This is a genomic window from Nitratireductor sp. B36 (assembly GCF_020833685.1).
Classification (GTDB): Bacteria; Pseudomonadota; Alphaproteobacteria; order Rhizobiales; family Rhizobiaceae; genus Nitratireductor.
Map to the genome: position 1 here is coordinate 148886 of NZ_JACKZY010000003.1, position 16375 is coordinate 165260.

Here is a 16375-nt window from a genome sequence, read left to right on the forward strand (position 1 = left end):
CCCAATAGACTTGCCGGCAAAATAAATACTGCGGATTGGCCATTGGGGAGGCTGATGATCCGGTACCGGCTGTTCGAGATATGGCGCTTCGTCGCTGCGCTGCTTATCATGCTGTACCACTTCGGGCATTTCGCGCCCGGTGACGGGCTTGCAGTGAAAAACGAACTGGCGCCCCTCAGGCCGTTGCTCGACATGTTCTTCATCATATCGGGCTTCCTGATCTTTGCGCGGTATGGAGACCAGGTCAGGGATGCGAAGAGTTACGGCATCTATCTCTACAAGCGGCTGATCCGCCTTTACCCGCTTCATCTGGCCACGCTTTCCTATTTTGTAATGATCGGGCTTCTTGTCTCTGTGGGCGTCTTGCGCACCGGTGGAGAACCGCAGCTCTACGACTGGAGCGCGCTACCTTCGAACCTCCTGCTCATCCAGGCCTGGGGTGTTGAAGACAGGCTGACTTTCAATTTTGTCTCCTGGTCGCTTTCTGCGGAGTGGTTTGCCTATCTTCTGCTGCCCGTGATCCTTTTCGCCTATCGCCGCTCAGGGCTTGCCGGCCTCTTCGTCCTGCTTGTTGCCTGCTATGCGGTGCTTGAGCTGATGGTGCACACCGGCGTGATGCCGTTTGAAAGCTGGGTCATGGCCGATACCTGGGGAGCGTACCGCACCTTCGCCGATTTTGTTCTGGGCGCCCTGCTCGCGGTTCTCGTGCGCCGCTCTGCCCTGACGGCTTCAGCGCGATGGCCCGCCTGGGCAGCCATCCTGCTTGCCTGCGCCTCCATGGTGCTGCAGCTGAACATCTATGTGACGCTGCTTCTGCTGGCGGTCGCGGTCTTCCTGGCAGGTCTTGTGGAACGCAACGATCCTGAACGGTACAGCTATCCGGCCTTCCTGCGCCCGGCCGCTGCGGTCTCGTTCGGTGTTTATCTCTGGCACCCGGTTACCGAGAGCCTCTTTTATTCCTATCTTTGGAGCCATCACATTCAGTCGCATTCCATTGCGCTTTTCTTTGGCTATACGGGCTTTGTGATGCTGGTGACGGTAATCGTCGCCATGGCGTCTTTCCGCTTCTTCGAAAACACGCTGTCCGGATACCTCTTGCGCGCCGCCGGCCTTGCACGAACCGGCCCCGCCCCGGCCAGGCCCGCAGCCGAGACAAACTGAAAACGGCTCCATGCAGCCAAATGGAACCTCTGTCTCGTTCCCATGGCTGGCAATCTCATGAAAACTATGGCATTCGCTGTCGCAAATACCTAAATAACGGACACTGATCGGGGGAACAGTGTTCGCTCCAAACAGACTATGCGGGACTCTCATTCATGAAGGCAGATTTTTACGAGACGCTCAGCGTGTCGAGAAACGCCGACGAGAAGGAACTTAAGAGCGCTTTTCGCAAGCTCGCCATGCGGTATCATCCTGACCGCAATCCGGGCGACGAAGAGGCCGAACAGAAGTTCAAGGAAGTCAACGAAGCCTACGAGACGCTGCGCGATCCTCAGAAACGGGCGGCCTACGACCAGTTCGGCCACGCCGCTTTCGAGAATGGTGGCATGGGCGCGCGGGGCGGGTTTGGCGGTGGTGGCGGATTCGCCGATATTTTCGAAGACATCTTCGGCGACATGATGGGTGGTGGTGGCCGCCGCCGCGGTGGCCGCCAACACGGCGCGGATTTGCGCTTCAATATGGAAATCACGCTTGAGGAAGCCTTTACCGGCAAAACCGGGCAAATCCGGGTGCCGACGGCTGTGGCCTGCGATGATTGTGCCGGTAGTGGTGCCAAGCCCGGCACTTCGCCGACGCAGTGTCAGATGTGCCATGGTTCCGGACGGGTACGCGCCGCCCAGGGATTCTTTTCCATTGAACGCACCTGTCCGACCTGTCAGGGGCGCGGCGAAACCATTTCCGACCCCTGTCCGAAATGCTCCGGGCAGGGGCGCGTGGCCGAGGAGCGGTCGCTCTCGGTCAACATTCCCGCCGGCATCGAAGACGGCACGCGCATCCGCCTCGCAGGTGAAGGCGAAGCTGGGCTGCGTGGTGGGCCGGCTGGCGACCTCTACATTTTCCTTTCCGTCAAGCCGCATGAGTTCTTCCAGCGCGACGGTGCCGATCTCTACTGCAAGGTACCAATTTCAATGACCACGGCTGCGCTTGGCGGCGCGTTCGAGGTCACCACGCTCGATGGGACACAAACCCGCGTCAAAGTGCCTGAAGGCACGCAGAATGGGCGACAGTTCCGCCTCAGCGGGAAAGGCATGCCTATTCTGCGCCAGCCCAAGGTTGGCGATCTTTACATTCAGGTGGCCGTAGAAACGCCGCAAAACCTGACCAAGAAGCAGCGGGAGCTTCTGGAGGAGTTCGAGAATATATCTTCCAAGGAAAACAGCCCTCAATCGGCCGGTTTCTTTTCGCGGATGAAAGACTTTTTCGAATCCTTCGGTGAGTAGCCAAAGCGTGCTAAGAGGAACCACCGGGTCGGTTGCCCGGTTACTCCTGTGCGGTCACGCATCGCGGAGGCTGCACGGAGATCGGGAACATGAAGGAGGACGCCGGAAAGATGAGCAAGGGCTTGGATATGCGCAAGGCCATCGCGGATCGCTTTGGAGAAGAGCTGCGTTTTTTTCGCGGCTGGATCGAGCAGCCCAAGGCCGTCGGCTCCATCATTCCAACCAGCGGCGTGACAGCCCGACGTATGGCATCTGTCATCAACACCGATTCCGGTCTCCCGGTTCTCGAGGTGGGGCCCGGTACGGGCGTCATCACCAAGGCCATCCTGGCCCATGGGGTAAAGCCCGACCAACTCTACGCAGTCGAATACTCTCCGGATTTCGTCAAGCATTTGCGCGAAGCCTATCCCGGAGTGCACGTCATTCAGGGCGATGCTTTCAACCTCGACCAGACGTTGACGGAGGCTCTGGGCGACGAGGCCCCGCGGATCTTCGACAGTGTCATTTCCGGCGTGCCGCTGCTCAATTTCCCTGTTGAAGCGCGCATCGCCTATCTCGATAGCCTTTTGGACCGCATTCCTGAAGGGCGCCCCGTGATCCAGCTCACCTATGGACCGAAATCGCCGATCCCGCCCGGGCAGGGCAACTATACGGTCGAGCATTTCGATTTCGTGCTGCGCAATATTCCACCGACACAGCTGTGGGTGTACCGCCGCGGCAGGCATTAAGGTCAGCACCTATCAATCCTCGATGACATTGGTTATACGGCTCTCTCAAAAGGGAGCTGTGACCAATGACCCCAACGATTCTGGTGTTCGCGGGCTCAATCCGAACCGGCGCCTTTAGCGGCAAAACTGCCGACGCTGCCATGAAGGAACTGGCGCAGCAGGGCGCCGAGGTGACACGTATCTCGCTGGCGGATTATCCGCTTCCCATCATGGACCAGGATCTGGAGAAGGAAAAAGGCATTCCTGAGAATGCCTACAGGCTCGGCCGGTTGATCGCCGCCCATGATGGTGTTCTGATCGCCAGCCCGGAATACAACGCCTCTATCCCTCCTCTGCTCAAGAATACAGTCGACTGGATAAGCCGAATCTCGAAGGACGGTGGAAAACCGTTGCGCCCCTGGACTGGAAAGCCGGTCGGGCTCTGCTCTTCTTCGGATGGAAATTTCGCCGGCATTCGCGGGCTCTATCACCTGCGCGCAGTGCTGATGAACTGCAAGGCTGACATCATCACCCAACAATGCTCGGTCGCCCGGGCACAGGATGCCTTCGACGAGAATGGCAACTTCAAGGATGACCGCACGCGCGGAATGATGGAAGCCGTGTGCAGCAACCTGATCGAACGCGCGAGATTGACATCGATGAGATGTGGGAGCCTGACCTTATGAGCGAAGCAATGCGAGACCGTCTGATTGTTGGCCTGGATGTGCCAACCCTGACTGAAGCCGACAAAGTGGTCGCCGCGCTAGGCGATACCGTGTCCTTTTACAAGATTGGCCATCAGCTCGCCTTTGCCGGTGGATTGAGCTTTGCGCGGGAGCTGGCAGGCTCGGGCAAGAAAATCTTCCTCGACATGAAACTGCTCGACATCGACAACACAGTCGCCAAGGGCGTCGAGAACATCGCCCGAATGGGCATGACGATGCTGACGATCCACGCCTATCCGAAAGCAATGCGCGCGGCCGTGCAGGCGGCCGAGGGTTCAGGTCTGACCCTGCTCGGTGTGACGGTCCTCACATCCATGGACGATGCAGACCTCAAAGAGGCCGGCTATGCGCTAACGGCGCGTGAGCTGGTAAAGAAGCGCGTCGCGCAGGCGCGTGACGCGGGCATGGGCGGGATCGTCTGTGCACCCACCGAGGTGAATGAAATGCGCGATGTGGCAGGGCCCGGCATGGCGCTGGTGACGCCCGGCATCCGCCCGGCAGGCAGCGATCATGGCGATCAGAAGCGCGTGATGACGCCCGGCGATGCGATCCGTGCGGGAGGTTCCCATCTGGTGGTGGCCCGCCCGATCGTGGCATCCCCGGATCCGAAGGCTGCCGCTCAGTCCATTCTCGACGAGATGGCCGCAGCCTGACAGAGTGGGCCGGACGCCGACAACGGAGGAGGAAACCATGCCCAAAGGATACTGGATTGCCCATGTCGATGTACGCGACCCGGAGCGTTACAAGGACTATGTGGCCACGGCCAAACCGGCCTTCGAGAAGTTCGGTGCCCGCTTCCTGGCGCGTGGCGGCGCATGGGAAGGGCTGGAAGGCACGGGGCGCGGGCGCAATGTCGTGATCGAATTTCCCTCACTGCAGGCAGCGCGCGATTGCTACAACTCGCCCGAATATCAGGCAGCAAAGGCGATCCGCACGACCGTAGCGGACGCGGACATGATCCTCGTTGAAGGCGCAGAGTAGGCTGCGCGGAGGAGATAGAACCACGCTCGATCTGCCCGGAAAATATGCAATTCGGCCCTATCGCAGGGCCGATGCCGCGCTTCTTCCAAAGGTGGAGGCGCGGGCAGCTGAACTTTTTGTCGCGTATGGTTATGCAGGCCTTGGCGCCATTCCGGCTCTCCCGGAAGATGCCTTCAACGCTATCGCGTCGGAGAACAGGACATTCGTTGCGGCGCATGAGGACGAGGGTGCAATAGGGTTCGCCATGTGCGGCCAGATCGGGTCATTTCTCCATTTGAAAGAGCTTTCCGTGGCGCCAGAGCACGGACGGCGGGGGTTGGGGAGCGCATTGCTTCATGCGGTGATCGCCGAAAGCGTTGCTCTCAAGCTGGACGGCGTGTCGCTCAGCACCTTTCGATCGGTGCCCTTCAATGCACCGTTCTACAAGCGCCACGGGTTTGTTGAAGAGCCTTTCTCTACCGCGAACGAAGCATTGAAAGAGCGCTTCATTGCAGAAACTCCCCCAGGAATTGCGGCAGACGACCGCCTTTTGATGGTGCGCCGCAGCAAGACCTTATGACCAGGAGATCGGATTACCTTTTTTAATTCAACGAATTAGAGCGGCCTCTGATTGACCAGTGGCCGGGAAAAAGCCCTTCTATTGCAACGCAGCAAAAGTTGTTTACTCTGATCGGAAAGCAAACAAGCAAGGCCGCTGCGTTCCCTTCTCCTTTTTCACGGCAGTCTGGCCATAGCGAAGGTCCTCTCAGGAAACCTAGCAATGTATTATCAGCTCTATGAATTCAACCACGCCGCGCTCCAGCCAGCACGGGCCTATGCCGATGCGGTTCGGCTCTTTTACAGCAATCCTTTGAACCCGGTTGCCAAGACCTATTTCGGACGAACTGTCGCTGCCGCAGCCGAAGTCTTCGAGCGCAGCACACGCCGCTACACGAAGCCCGAGTTCGGCCTGAAGGAAACAAACGTCAACGGCGTGAAGGTGAGTGTGCGCGAGCAGACCGTGTGGTCGCAGCCTTTCTGCGATGTCATACGGTTCAAGCGCGACCTCCCCAAGGGCGCACATCCGGGCCCGAAAATATTGATGGTCGCGCCGATGTCGGGCCACTATGCCACGCTGCTCCGCGGCACGGTGGAAACGATGCTTCCCTATGCGGATGTCTACATCACGGACTGGGCGGACGCGCGCATGGTGCCGGTTTCCGACGGGCCGTTCGATCTCGATGACTACATCGATTACCTGATCGATATTTTCGACCATATGGGCCCAGACACGCATGTGATGGCGGTCTGCCAGCCTTCTGTTCCCGTGCTTGCAGCCATCGCTCTGATGGAAGCGCGCGGGGAGAAGAACGTGCCGGCCAGCATGACGCTGATGGGGGGGCCGATTGACACACGCAAGAACCCTACGGCTGTCAATGAACTGGCCGAGCAGAAAGACATTTCCTGGTTTCGCGACAATGTGATCATGCCGGTGCCGTGGCCCAATCCCGGCTTCATGCGACATGTTTACCCAGGCTTTCTGCAGCTTTCCGGCTTCATGAGCATGAACCTTGATCGCCACATCACGGCGCACAAGGACTTCTTCATGCACCTGGTGAAAAACGACGGTGACTCCGCCGAAAAGCACCGCGACTTCTATGACGAGTATCTTGCCGTCATGGACCTGACGGCCGAGTTTTACCTGCAGACGGTCGAAACCGTTTTCATTCGCCACGACCTGCCACGCGGACAAATGCGGCATCGCGGTGAATTGGTGGATCCCGCCGCAATCCGCCGCGTGGCTCTTCTCACCGTGGAAGGCGAGAATGACGATATATCCGGCGTTGGGCAGACCAAGGCCGCGCATGATCTATGCGTCAACATCCCCGAAGACATGCGCCATCACTATATGCAGCCGGCGGTTGGCCATTATGGCGTTTTCAACGGTTCGCGCTTCCGCTCGGAAATTGCGCCGCGCATTCTTGATTTCATGCGCAGCAATCCTGCCGGCGGGCTGAAAACCACGGCGAAAGCGCCCACCGGCGTTTCCCGGAAAAAGGTTCAGAAACGACAAATTCGAGCGAAACAGCCCTGAAATTCTGGAAAACGGGTGCGTTTTCCGGAATTTCCTGTCGCGTCGAAGCCCTTTGCACACCAGCAGCGTCGACCCATTCGATCCATCGTGCATTTCCGCAACAGAGCGGAAGAAACTGGCGCTGCTAGCCGGCGCTGGTAACCATAGCTGGGAAGATTGCCCGCCCGCCGATTGACATCAGGCCCTCACGTTTCTTAACGTTTCGTTAACGATAGAAACAAGCGGGGAGCGGCATGATGGCTGCTTTGCGGGGGGTAATCCGCAACGGGTTTTTTGCGGGCCTGATTCTGGCGGGCGCCATGACGGCACCGGCCGGAGCAATGAACACAATGGAAACCGGCGGCTTCACGTCCCAGCCGATCGGCCACTACGAATTCTGCAAAGCCAATCCTGTTGAATGCTCCATTCGCCTGCGTGATCGGGGACCGGAGCACATGACGAAAACGCTCTGGAAAACCATCAGCGCCGTCAACGAAGCGGTGAACCGGACGGTTCAGCCGATGAACGACATCGACATTTATGGCGCGGAAGAGGTCTGGACCTATCCCTCAACCGGGGTGGGCGACTGCGAGGACTATGTGCTCGAGAAGCGCCGTGAGTTGAAGCGCGCGGGGTTATCGCTCACAAATCTGTTGATCACGGTTGTCCGCAAACCCAATGGCGAGGGCCATGCTGTTCTCACCGTTCGCACGGACCGGGGCGATTTTGTGCTCGACAATTTGAATGACAGCGTGAAGTTGTGGAATGCCACCAATTACCGCTACCTGAAGCGGCAAGCCAGCAATCACACGGGCCGCTGGGTGAGCCTGCGCGAAGGCAACAACCCGGTTGTCGGTGCGGTCAGCGAATAAGCGGATCAACGCTGCTCCCATCTTTGTCACAGTTGATGGCCTATAGTTCCCAGACTTTCGCAGGAGGAAGTTCTGGATGTATGGATTCTTGCCTTTGTCTGGCAGTCGGATGTGGTGCTTTCTGGTGGCGCTTCTGATGGCGGCTGCCCCTCACAACGGCGCTTTCGCGCAAACACCTCTCGTCGCGGCTGCCGAAAGCGGCGATCTGCCGGCGCTGCAACGCGCGCTTCACGCCGGAGCACCCCTGGAGGAGCGCGACGCGCAGCAAAGAACCGCGCTGATGGCGGCCGTCCAGGCCAATCAGACAGATGCGGCCCGCCTGCTCATCGAAGCAGGAGCAGACGTCAATGCCCGCGACAGCATTCAAGACAGTCCTTATCTTCTGGCGGGCGCACGGGGCTATCTGGAAATTCTTCGTCTGACTCTCGAAAACGGAGCCAATCTGGAAAGCACCAACCGGTTCGGTGGCACTGCACTGATCCCCGCTGCCGAGCGTGGCCATGTGGAGACCGTGCGAACGCTGATCGCAGCGGGTGTGGATCTGGATCACGTAAACAAGCTGGGGTGGACGGCGTTGCTCGAAACCGTGATCCTCGGCGACGGGGGACCGGATCATGTCGCTGTTGCCCAACTGCTGGTCGATGCCGGCGCAGACACCGACATCCCCGACCGCACGGGCGTAACCGCGCTGCAGCATGCAAAGCGCGGCGGCTATGCGGAGATCGTTGCGATACTCGAAGCCGCTGGCGCGCGCTAGATCCGCGCACACATAATCCGGGCCCAGCAAAACCTGACGGTCGCACCCTCCGCTGTCATTCTTGACAACCCATAACTGGATGGCTATGAATTTGACTTATAGCCGTCCAGTTATGAGTTGAAATGCAACAAGCCCCCGACATTCTCTTTCGCACACTGGCCGACCCGACACGCCGTGCCATATTCGAGCGTCTCTGCCGCGATGGCGACCTGACGGTCGGGGTGCTGACGGCCGGGGCCGGCGTCTCGCAGCCAGCGGTTTCCAAGCATCTTGGCGTGCTCAAGCGTGCGGGACTTGTGCATGACCGGCAGGAAGGCCGGCAGACCCGCTACAGCGCCCGCATTGAGGCGCTGGCCCCGCTCGTCGACTGGACGAAGCAGATGGGCGGTTTCTGGCAAAGCCGGTTCGACGATCTGGAAGACCTGCTCAACAGGATGGATCAATGACAACTTCCGCAACCGAAACACGCTGCGTGGTGGTGGAGCGCGAGGTTCCGCATCCGCCCGAGAAAATCTGGCGCGCGCTGACGCAGCCACACCTGATTGCGGAATGGCTGATGAAGAACAATTTTGAAGCGCGGGAGGGGCACCGGTTCAGCCTAACCGCCAGCTGGGGCAAGGTAGACTGCGAGGTGCAAACGATAGAGCCGCATCGCGCTCTCACCTATGCCTGGAACACGAAAGACCTGCGCAGTGTCGTGAGATGGACACTTACCCCAACCGAAACCGGCACCCTGCTGCGCATGGAGCAGGAAGGGTTTCAACCCGGTCAGAAGCCCTACTTCCAGGGTGCCACGGCTGCGTGGCCGCGCTTCATTGCAGCGCTCGAACGAGTGGTCGATCAGCTCGGCTGACGGCCCGATATGAGCTCAAGAAACGCAATCCGGAAAGCATGAGGAGGACACACGAGCGTGGCCGACACCGGAAAATCACCGCCTGAGCTGATCGATGAGAAGATTCAAGCGCTGGGCGACTGGCGCGGTGAAATGTTGTCACGGCTTCGAGGCCTGATCAAACAAGCGCTTCCCGATGTGGTGGAGGAGTGGAAATGGCGCGGCGTGCCGGTCTGGTATCACGACGGGATGATCTGCACCGGCGAGACCTACAAGAAGGCTGTGAAGATGACTTTTGCCAAGGGCGCTTCGCTTGAAGATCCTTCCGGTCTCTTCAACGCCAGCCTTGAAGGCAACACACGACGTGCCATCGATTTTCATGAAGGAGATACCATCAACGAAAGCGCGCTGACGGCACTCATTCAAAGCGCAGCCCGTCTCAACGCATCAAAGCGCAAATAGGAGGATCTGCGAATGAGATGGCAAATCACATGGAATCTCCGGCTTCGGCAGATACATCGCTGGATCTCGATTGCATTCACGGTTGGCGTGATCATCAACACAGTCGTCGCCATGCGCGGGGCGGAACCAGCGGCTTGGGTTTACTTTCTGGCGGGCGGTCCGCTCCTTCTTCTTTTGATCACCGGGCTTTATCTGTTTGTCTTGCCCTACACAGCCAAGCACCGCGCCAAAGGTCGAGCCAGCGTCTAGCTTCGCCTGTCTGCAGCCATAACTGCGCCATCCGAGTCTCAAGCAGGAACCAAGCAAATGGTAAAAAGCGCTTCAGACAAGACCGCCGGGCGCGAAGAGGTGCCACGCCTTCTCAGCGGCGGAAACCCGCAAATCCCCAAAGGTGACGGGGACGGCCCCGTCCAGGCCTATATTGCGGCGATGCCGGGCTGGAAACGTGAGGCGGGCCGTATGATAGACAGCTTGATCGTTCGCGAGCTTCCCGAAGTGCGCAAGGCGGTAAAGTGGAATTCACCACTCTACGGGATCGAAGGCCAAGGCTGGTTCCTCGGCCTTCACTGTTTTACGCGATACGTCAAAATCGCCTTCTTTCAAGGCGCTTCACTCAAGCCCCTCCCGCCCGTGGCATCCAAGGACGCCAACTCACGCTATCTTCACCTTCACGAGGATGAAGCGCTCGACGAGGCGCAATTCTCATCATGGATAGGGCAGGCATTCGCCCTGCCCGGCTGGAAGCCCTAGGTTGCTATCATCCTGGTCTCTACAAGTTCAGTAGCCGGCTTATTTTATACGAAAAGATCAACGTTCCTGAAAAGCAAGCCGCGCGCCGAGCGCCAGATAGATTGTGCCTACGACACGCCCCTGCCAACGGGCGATCGCTGGATTGCGTTGCAGCCATGAACCAACCCAACCAGCGGCAATCGCGATGAGTGAAGTGTAAGCCGCACTCATCAGGACGAACACGGATCCGAGTGTTGCAAGCTGGACGACGGCCGATCCCGTTGGCTGAACAAACTGGGGCAGAAAAGCGAGGAAAAACAGGGCCGTCTTCGGGTTTAGCACCTCAGCGTAGAGCGCCTGCCGAAAGGCCCGTGGGGCGGTCAGAGGCCGCACGGCTGGCAGATCGAAGCGGTCTGTTTTTTCAAGAAAGGCGCTGATGCCGAGATAAATCAGGTACGCGACACCAGCATATTTCACAACGGCGAAAGCCAGTGCGGAGGTCATGAGAATAGCCGACAAACCAACCGTTGCCATGAGTGTGTGCACCAGGTCACCTGCTGCAATACCGAGCCCGGTGGCGATGCCGATACGACGGCCACCGGCGGCGGCGCGGGCCAGTGTCATCAGGACCGCGGGTCCGGGGATCAGAAACAACCCCAGGACAACCAAAGCGTAAGTCAGCAGGGTTCCGGTTTCGACCATATTTTCGCTCCCAAAAACGTTGTGCGCCTTACAGCAAATGCGAAAGACGCCTCACCTGTTTGCCTTCTGACCACCGAGCGTGACAAAGATGCCATCATCCGGTTGTGCGCGTCCCGACGCCATCCAGCGATGAAATCGACTATGCGAGCGTTTTGAAACTCGCGCAATCCTGCCCCGTGCACGTCCCTTGCGTAGGCGCTATGTCAGGCTCCGGTTCAAGCTGCATGCTCCCTTGCCTGCCCCGTCATGCGATAGGAGATCGCTTCGGCAATGTGCGGTCGCGCAACATCTTCGGCACCATCAAGATCGGCGAGAGTGCGGGCGACCTTGAGCACCCGGTGATAAGCACGGGCAGAGAAGCCGAGCTTTTCACTCGCATCACGGATCAAGCTGGTGCAATCGGCATCCAACGCAACGACATCTTCCATGAGAGCCGCGGAGCAGGATGCATTGGTCGTCCACGCGGGAAGGCCGAGCGCGACATAGCGGGCTTGCTGTTTTTGCCGGGCGAAACCCACCCGTTCTGCGACAACGGCGCTCGTTTCGGCCCGCTCTGCTCCGCCGATCAGATCGCCGGCTGATACGGCGGGCACCTCGATGCGCAGATCAATACGGTCGAGCAGCGGGCCCGAAATGCGCGCTTGATAATCCGAGACGCAGCGCGGCCCACGCCGGCAGCGATGACCGGGCTCGCCTGCCATACCGCATCGACACGGATTCATGGCGGCGACAAGCTGGATGCGGGCCGGATAGCTGACACGATGGTTTGCACGAGCAATCACGCATTCCGCTGTCTCCAGGGGTTGGCGCAGAGAATCCAGCACCTGGGGCGAGAATTCCGGCAATTCATCGAGAAACAGAACGCCGTGATGAGACAGCGATGCTTCTCCCGGTCTTGCCTTCAGCCCACCGCCCACGATGGCAGCCATGGAGGCTGAATGATGAGGTGCTCGGAAGGGGCGCCGGTCCGACAACTTCCCATCCGCCAGTTCCCCCGCGATGGAAGCGATCATCGACACCTCCAGGAGCTCGCGCGGCGACAGCGGAGGGAGAATGGACGGCAAGCGCTGCGCCAGCATGGATTTGCCCGCTCCGGGCGGCCCGATCATCAGGAGGTTGTGCCCTCCGGCAGCCGCCACTTCGAGTGACCGCTTGGCCGCTTCCTGCCCACGGATATCAGCAAGGTCAGGCACCGAAGCCGGCGGAGGATAGAGCGCAGGTTCGGGCCGATTCATCACCTGGGTGCCACGGAAATGATTAGCGAGCGCGATCAGGCTGCGCGGTGCGAGAATATCGATGTCTGCACCCGCCCAGGCCGCCTCGGCCCCACAGGCATGGGGACAGATCAGGCCGCGCTCCATGGCGTTTGCGCCAATGGCGGCCGGCAACACACCATTGACCGCGGCGATGGTGCCGTCGAGTGACAACTCACCGAGAACGACATAGCCTGACAGCGCATCCGACGGGACAGCGCCAAGCGCCGCCATCAGGCCGAGGGCGATGGGGAGATCATAATGGCTCCCTTCCTTCGGCAAATCAGCGGGTGCGAGATTGATCGTCACTTTCTTGGGCGGCATCGACAGGCCGGACGCATGCAGTGCTGCCTGCACGCGCTCCCGGCTTTCCGCGACCGCCTTGTCGGCAAGCCCGACGATCTGCATTCCCATCTTGCCCGGCGCGATCATGACCTGCACGTCGACAGGAACGGCCTCCACCCCTTGAAAGGCGACGGTGCAGACATGCGAAACCATGCGCTTCCCCCACTCCCTGGAGCGCTCTCAGGGCAAATGGCCACGCACCTGCAAGACGCCCAAAATAGAATTGAGCGATCACATGCGCAGTTCCGGAATACAGCCAGAACAAGAAATACGATCGCCCCACAACCGCATTGAAGCAGCTTGCGGCGACCAGATCAAGAACATTTCAGGAACGAGAAATCGCTATGGTTGTCTTCCGATTGCAAATGGTTGTGTTTGAGGAACGCACGATTCGTCTTGCGGGATTATCAACGGGCCCGACGGGCCTCGACCGCGTCCCAGAACAAGGCTGCGATATCGGCCCCGCCAAAACGCTTCACTTCCCTTACGCCTGTCGGTGACGTGACATTGATTTCCGTCAACCAGTCGCCGATCACGTCAATGCCGACAAGGGTGAAGCCGCGTTCACGCAGGGACGGGCCGATGCGCGCGCAAATCTCACGTTCGCGATCTGTCAGCTCCGCATGCTCGGCGCGCCCGCCCACATGCATGTTTGAACGGGAATCATGCTCGGCGGGAACCCGGTTGATGGCGCCCACGGGCTCGCCCTCGATAAGGATGATCCGCTTGTCGCCCCCTCTTACCTCTTTCAGATAACGCTGAACGATGAAGGGTTCGCGAAACGCTCCCATGAACATTTCCAACAGCGAGGCGAGATTTCGGTCGCCCTCCTTGAGATGAAAGATGCCGGCACCACCATTGCCATAGAGCGGCTTGACGATGATGTCGCCGTGCTTCTTGCGGAAATCGTCGACCTCGCGCGTATCCCGCGTGATGAGCGTTTCGGGCATCAGATCCGCGAACTCGGTGACAAAGATCTTTTCGGGACTGTTGCGCACCCAGGAGGGATCGTTGACGACCAATGTCTCGGGGTGAATCCGGTCAAGGATGTGGGTGGTGGTGATGTAGTTCATGTCGAAGGGCGGGTCCTGACGCAAAAGAACCACGTCCATCTTCGACAGATTGAGCCGCTGCGGCTCGCCCAGTGTGAAATGATCGCCCTTGATATCGCGCACTTCCAGCGCTTCCGCCCAGGCGATGACCTTGCCATCGACCATGGAAAGCTTGTCCGGCGTGTAGTGCCAGAGCGCATGGCCCCTAGCCTGCGCTTCCAGCGCGAGCGCAAAGCTCGTGTCGCCGGCAATCGAAACGGTGGAAATATGGTCCATCTGGACCGCGATTTTGAGGGGCATGAAATAAACTCCGGCGGGACTTAGGCAGCACGCATTCAACATTCGCACTTTGGCCGCCCAGGCCGCTAGAGCAAATATTGGAAACACGATGCCACTGGCAGCTTTATGTTTCCTGGGATGGGACCCGGGGTGGAATTTATGTATTTGACATCCGATCTCAAGGTGCTGGCAAACAGCCCGCGACGTCAAACTCCATCCACCAATGTCAGCAGATGACGGCGCGGACACCCGCGTGTCAAGACAGAGCGTCGACCCATGTGCGACGCCGCTCTCAGACCGAGCAAAACCAAGTGCGCATTGTGGGTGTATTGGATACGATTCCTAAACAATTTAGGTCCATGGTTCGGCCCATGTGATCAAAAAATCGCCAAAGCAACGGAGTTTCGATGCAGCCGGCGCCCGCACCTGAACGGACGATAACGGCAGACCAGTCCGATTTTGCCTTCACCGATGCGTTGACGGGCCTTGGAAACATGCGCCGGTTCTTCGACAAGATTGATCGACTGATCGAGGAGCGCGCCGACGATCCCGCACCCTTCGCCATCGGCGTTCTCGACCTTGACGGCTTCAAACCAATCAATGACCTCTTCGGCCGCGCGGCCGGCGATGAAATCCTGCAACAGGTCGCCATGCGGCTCCGGGCGGCGATGGATGGCAATTCCACCGTGACACGGATCGGCGCCGATGAATTCGCGTTTCTGTTTCCCCTCGTCTTCAGCGAAGAAACCGCCCGCGAGAAAACAAGGCTGCTGATTGAAATTCTCTCCGCCCCCTATGACGTGGGTCAGCGCACGGCGCGGCTCTCGGCTTCGGCCGGCTGCTCGCTCTACTATTCCGAAGAGGAAACAAGCGAGGTTCTGCTCAACAAGGCCGAAACCGCGCTCTATCAGGCAAAACGCACCGGGCGCGGGGCTGTGGTGGTCTACACCCGCGAGATGGAAGAAGCCGCCAAGCGGGTGACCCATATCGAACAGGCATTGCGACGCGCCGTTGCTGCGGGAGAGGTGGAGCCGCACTTCCAGCCGATCGTCGATCTTGAAACGCGCCGCACTGTCGGCTTCGAGACACTGGCCCGATGGACAGACCGGGATCTGGGACCCGTCTCCCCCGGTATTTTCATCCCCATCGCCGAAGAGCGCGGCATTATCGGCCAGCTTTCTCAGCTCGTCCTTCGCAAGGCCACCGAGGCCGCGCGCGACTGGCCGAAAGACCTGTTTCTGTCCTTCAATCTCTCGCCATCACAGCTCGTGGACCACAATACGGGCCTGCAGATCCTCTCCATACTGGAGCGGACGGGCTTCGACCCACGGCGGCTGGAAATCGAAATCACCGAAACCGGCCTTATGAACGACCCTGCTTCGGCCCGCCGCATCGTGGAAGATCTGCGCCGTGTCGGGATCCGCGTTTCGCTGGATGATTTCGGGACCGGCCAGTCGAGCCTGGGGCGGCTTCGCGAGTTTCACTTCGACAAGCTGAAGATCGACCGCGCCTTCGTTTCTTCCATTCTGGAAGATCGTCCGTCCGAACACATCATCCGCGCTATTCTCGCCATGTGCGAAGGGTTGGGGATGGATGTGGTGGCCGAAGGCATCGAGGCGGAGGCCCAGGCCGACCGCCTGGTGCAATTCGGCTGCGCAGGCGGGCAGGGCTTTCTCTTCGGCCGTCCCTGCAACGCCGACGAGACGCTGGGCTATCTTCGCCAGAACAGTTGGTTCCCCGCGCAACGCAAACGCATCATCTGAGCAAGCTGGAGCAACCGGTTCAGCTTCTTTGCAGGCAGACCCTCGTATGGCCGGCCCGGATGAAGCCAAGCTTGGCAGCCGCAGCCTTCGACAGATCAAGGATCCGGCCGCGAACAAACGGTCCGCGATCGTTGATCCGCACGACGACGCTGCGTCCATTTCTCTTATTGGTCACCCGCAGTTTCGTGCCGAAGGGCAGGGTGCGATGCGCCGCGGTCATCGCCGCCGGGTTCATCCGCTCGCCAGAGGCTGTCTTTGAGGTGAGGGCGTACCAAGAGGCGCCACCGCACTGCGCAAAGGCTGGCACGGTCACCACAGCCAAGAGCAGGGCGGCTGCCGGCGTGATCACCACGCTGCGGGAAAGTCGCTTATGCATATAATCGTCCTGGATTGCGTTGCGGGGCAAAAGGCCCCTTCAAGCG

General features: G+C 59.5%; 20 protein-coding genes. 16 read left to right on the forward strand and 4 right to left on the reverse strand.

The genetic code is table 11. The features are described 5' to 3' along the window. Nucleotides 1–54 precede the first annotated feature (54 nt). From H7H48_RS12415 to H7H48_RS12485, 15 genes are all read left to right on the forward strand, one after another. Nucleotides 55–1161, forward strand: a complete 1107-nt coding sequence (locus tag H7H48_RS12415) for an acyltransferase (protein WP_229449391.1) — start codon at nt 55–57, stop codon at nt 1159–1161. A 155-nt stretch (nt 1162–1316) separates the two neighbouring features. Further along, the gene (dnaJ, locus tag H7H48_RS12420) at nt 1317–2441 is read left to right on the forward strand and encodes a molecular chaperone DnaJ (RefSeq protein ID WP_229449392.1); all 1125 of its coding nucleotides are present in this window, start codon (nt 1317–1319) and stop codon (nt 2439–2441) included. Between the two features lie 110 nt (nt 2442–2551). After that, on the forward strand, nt 2552–3169 hold the full coding sequence (gene pmtA / locus H7H48_RS12425; RefSeq protein ID WP_229449393.1) for a phospholipid N-methyltransferase PmtA: 618 nt from the start codon (nt 2552–2554) through the stop codon (nt 3167–3169). A 65-nt stretch (nt 3170–3234) separates the two neighbouring features. Continuing rightward, nucleotides 3235–3834 carry an NADPH-dependent FMN reductase gene (locus tag H7H48_RS12430; protein WP_229449394.1) on the forward strand — a complete coding sequence of 200 codons (600 nt, stop codon included), beginning with the start codon at nt 3235–3237 and terminating at the stop codon, nt 3832–3834. A gap of 8 nt (nt 3835–3842) precedes the next feature. Beyond that, nucleotides 3843–4526, forward strand: a complete 684-nt coding sequence (pyrF, locus tag H7H48_RS12435; protein WP_229450070.1) for an orotidine-5'-phosphate decarboxylase — start codon at nt 3843–3845, stop codon at nt 4524–4526. Between the two features lie 37 nt (nt 4527–4563). Continuing rightward, complete coding sequence (locus H7H48_RS12440; protein WP_229449395.1) at nt 4564–4854, forward strand: DUF1330 domain-containing protein; 291 nt, start codon at nt 4564–4566, stop codon at nt 4852–4854. A gap of 91 nt (nt 4855–4945) precedes the next feature. Further along, nucleotides 4946–5413, forward strand: a complete 468-nt coding sequence (locus tag H7H48_RS12445; RefSeq protein ID WP_229450071.1) for a GNAT family N-acetyltransferase — start codon at nt 4946–4948, stop codon at nt 5411–5413. Nucleotides 5414–5614: 201 nt separating this feature from the next. After that, nucleotides 5615–6928: a polyhydroxyalkanoate depolymerase gene (locus H7H48_RS12450; protein WP_229449396.1), complete on the forward strand. Its 1314-nt coding sequence runs from the start codon at nt 5615–5617 to the stop codon at nt 6926–6928. 236 nt (nt 6929–7164) lie between these two features. Further along, entirely contained in the window at nt 7165–7779 is a 615-nt protein-coding gene (locus H7H48_RS12455) for a transglutaminase-like cysteine peptidase (protein ID WP_229449397.1), read from the forward strand. Between the two features lie 76 nt (nt 7780–7855). Then, on the forward strand, nt 7856–8536 hold the full coding sequence (locus H7H48_RS12460; protein WP_229449398.1) for an ankyrin repeat domain-containing protein: 681 nt from the start codon (nt 7856–7858) through the stop codon (nt 8534–8536). Nucleotides 8537–8658: 122 nt separating this feature from the next. Continuing rightward, the gene (locus H7H48_RS12465) at nt 8659–8982 is read left to right on the forward strand and encodes a helix-turn-helix transcriptional regulator (protein ID WP_229449399.1); all 324 of its coding nucleotides are present in this window, start codon (nt 8659–8661) and stop codon (nt 8980–8982) included. Further along, nucleotides 8979–9389 carry an SRPBCC domain-containing protein gene (locus tag H7H48_RS12470; RefSeq protein ID WP_229449400.1) on the forward strand — a complete coding sequence of 137 codons (411 nt, stop codon included), beginning with the start codon at nt 8979–8981 and terminating at the stop codon, nt 9387–9389. The genes H7H48_RS12465 and H7H48_RS12470 overlap by 4 nt, the downstream gene beginning before the upstream one ends. 57 nt (nt 9390–9446) lie before the next feature. Further along, a complete protein-coding gene (locus H7H48_RS12475) occupies nt 9447–9830 on the forward strand; it encodes a DUF1801 domain-containing protein (protein ID WP_229449401.1) in 384 nt (127 codons plus the stop codon). 24 nt (nt 9831–9854) lie between these two features. Continuing rightward, nucleotides 9855–10079, forward strand: coding sequence for a hypothetical protein (locus tag H7H48_RS12480; protein ID WP_229450072.1), 225 nt, complete (start codon nt 9855–9857; stop codon nt 10077–10079). A 57-nt stretch (nt 10080–10136) separates the two neighbouring features. Further along, nucleotides 10137–10580: a DUF1801 domain-containing protein gene (locus H7H48_RS12485; protein WP_229449402.1), complete on the forward strand. Its 444-nt coding sequence runs from the start codon at nt 10137–10139 to the stop codon at nt 10578–10580. Between the two features lie 57 nt (nt 10581–10637). On the opposite strand, the gene H7H48_RS12490 is transcribed toward H7H48_RS12485, so the two are convergent. From H7H48_RS12490 to gshB, 3 genes are all read right to left on the reverse strand, one after another. Beyond that, nucleotides 10638–11261: a LysE family translocator gene (locus H7H48_RS12490; protein ID WP_229449403.1), complete on the reverse strand. Its 624-nt coding sequence runs from the start codon at nt 11259–11261 to the stop codon at nt 10638–10640. Between the two features lie 215 nt (nt 11262–11476). Further along, the gene (locus H7H48_RS12495) at nt 11477–13012 is read right to left on the reverse strand and encodes a YifB family Mg chelatase-like AAA ATPase (RefSeq protein ID WP_229449404.1); all 1536 of its coding nucleotides are present in this window, start codon (nt 13010–13012) and stop codon (nt 11477–11479) included. A 254-nt stretch (nt 13013–13266) separates the two neighbouring features. Beyond that, nucleotides 13267–14211, reverse strand: coding sequence for a glutathione synthase (gene gshB / locus H7H48_RS12500; protein ID WP_229449405.1), 945 nt, complete (start codon nt 14209–14211; stop codon nt 13267–13269). A 386-nt stretch (nt 14212–14597) separates the two neighbouring features. Here gshB and H7H48_RS12505 point away from each other — a divergent pair, with 386 nt between their 5' ends. After that, nucleotides 14598–15953 carry a bifunctional diguanylate cyclase/phosphodiesterase gene (locus H7H48_RS12505; protein WP_229449406.1) on the forward strand — a complete coding sequence of 452 codons (1356 nt, stop codon included), beginning with the start codon at nt 14598–14600 and terminating at the stop codon, nt 15951–15953. A 19-nt stretch (nt 15954–15972) separates the two neighbouring features. Here H7H48_RS12505 and H7H48_RS12510 read toward each other — a convergent pair whose 3' ends face one another. Then, nucleotides 15973–16329, reverse strand: coding sequence for a septal ring lytic transglycosylase RlpA family protein (locus H7H48_RS12510; protein WP_229449407.1), 357 nt, complete (start codon nt 16327–16329; stop codon nt 15973–15975). Nucleotides 16330–16375 lie beyond the last annotated feature (46 nt).

Coding starts and splice junctions, on each gene's coding strand:
- H7H48_RS12415 (WP_229449391.1), top strand. CDS start 55: ATGATCCGGTACCGGCTGTTCGAGATATGGCGCTTCGTCGCTGCGCTG.
- dnaJ (WP_229449392.1), top strand. CDS start 1,317: ATGAAGGCAGATTTTTACGAGACGCTCAGCGTGTCGAGAAACGCCGAC.
- pmtA (WP_229449393.1), top strand. CDS start 2,552: ATGAGCAAGGGCTTGGATATGCGCAAGGCCATCGCGGATCGCTTTGGA.
- H7H48_RS12430 (WP_229449394.1), top strand. CDS start 3,235: ATGACCCCAACGATTCTGGTGTTCGCGGGCTCAATCCGAACCGGCGCC.
- pyrF (WP_229450070.1), top strand. CDS start 3,843: ATGCGAGACCGTCTGATTGTTGGCCTGGATGTGCCAACCCTGACTGAA.
- H7H48_RS12440 (WP_229449395.1), top strand. CDS start 4,564: ATGCCCAAAGGATACTGGATTGCCCATGTCGATGTACGCGACCCGGAG.
- H7H48_RS12450 (WP_229449396.1), top strand. CDS start 5,615: ATGTATTATCAGCTCTATGAATTCAACCACGCCGCGCTCCAGCCAGCA.
- H7H48_RS12455 (WP_229449397.1), top strand. CDS start 7,165: ATGGCTGCTTTGCGGGGGGTAATCCGCAACGGGTTTTTTGCGGGCCTG.
- H7H48_RS12460 (WP_229449398.1), top strand. CDS start 7,856: ATGTATGGATTCTTGCCTTTGTCTGGCAGTCGGATGTGGTGCTTTCTG.
- H7H48_RS12465 (WP_229449399.1), top strand. CDS start 8,659: ATGCAACAAGCCCCCGACATTCTCTTTCGCACACTGGCCGACCCGACA.
- H7H48_RS12470 (WP_229449400.1), top strand. CDS start 8,979: ATGACAACTTCCGCAACCGAAACACGCTGCGTGGTGGTGGAGCGCGAG.
- H7H48_RS12485 (WP_229449402.1), top strand. CDS start 10,137: ATGGTAAAAAGCGCTTCAGACAAGACCGCCGGGCGCGAAGAGGTGCCA.
- H7H48_RS12490 (WP_229449403.1), bottom strand. CDS start 11,261: ATGGTCGAAACCGGAACCCTGCTGACTTACGCTTTGGTTGTCCTGGGG.
- H7H48_RS12495 (WP_229449404.1), bottom strand. CDS start 13,012: ATGGTTTCGCATGTCTGCACCGTCGCCTTTCAAGGGGTGGAGGCCGTT.
- gshB (WP_229449405.1), bottom strand. CDS start 14,211: ATGCCCCTCAAAATCGCGGTCCAGATGGACCATATTTCCACCGTTTCG.
- H7H48_RS12505 (WP_229449406.1), top strand. CDS start 14,598: ATGCAGCCGGCGCCCGCACCTGAACGGACGATAACGGCAGACCAGTCC.
- H7H48_RS12510 (WP_229449407.1), bottom strand. CDS start 16,329: ATGCATAAGCGACTTTCCCGCAGCGTGGTGATCACGCCGGCAGCCGCC.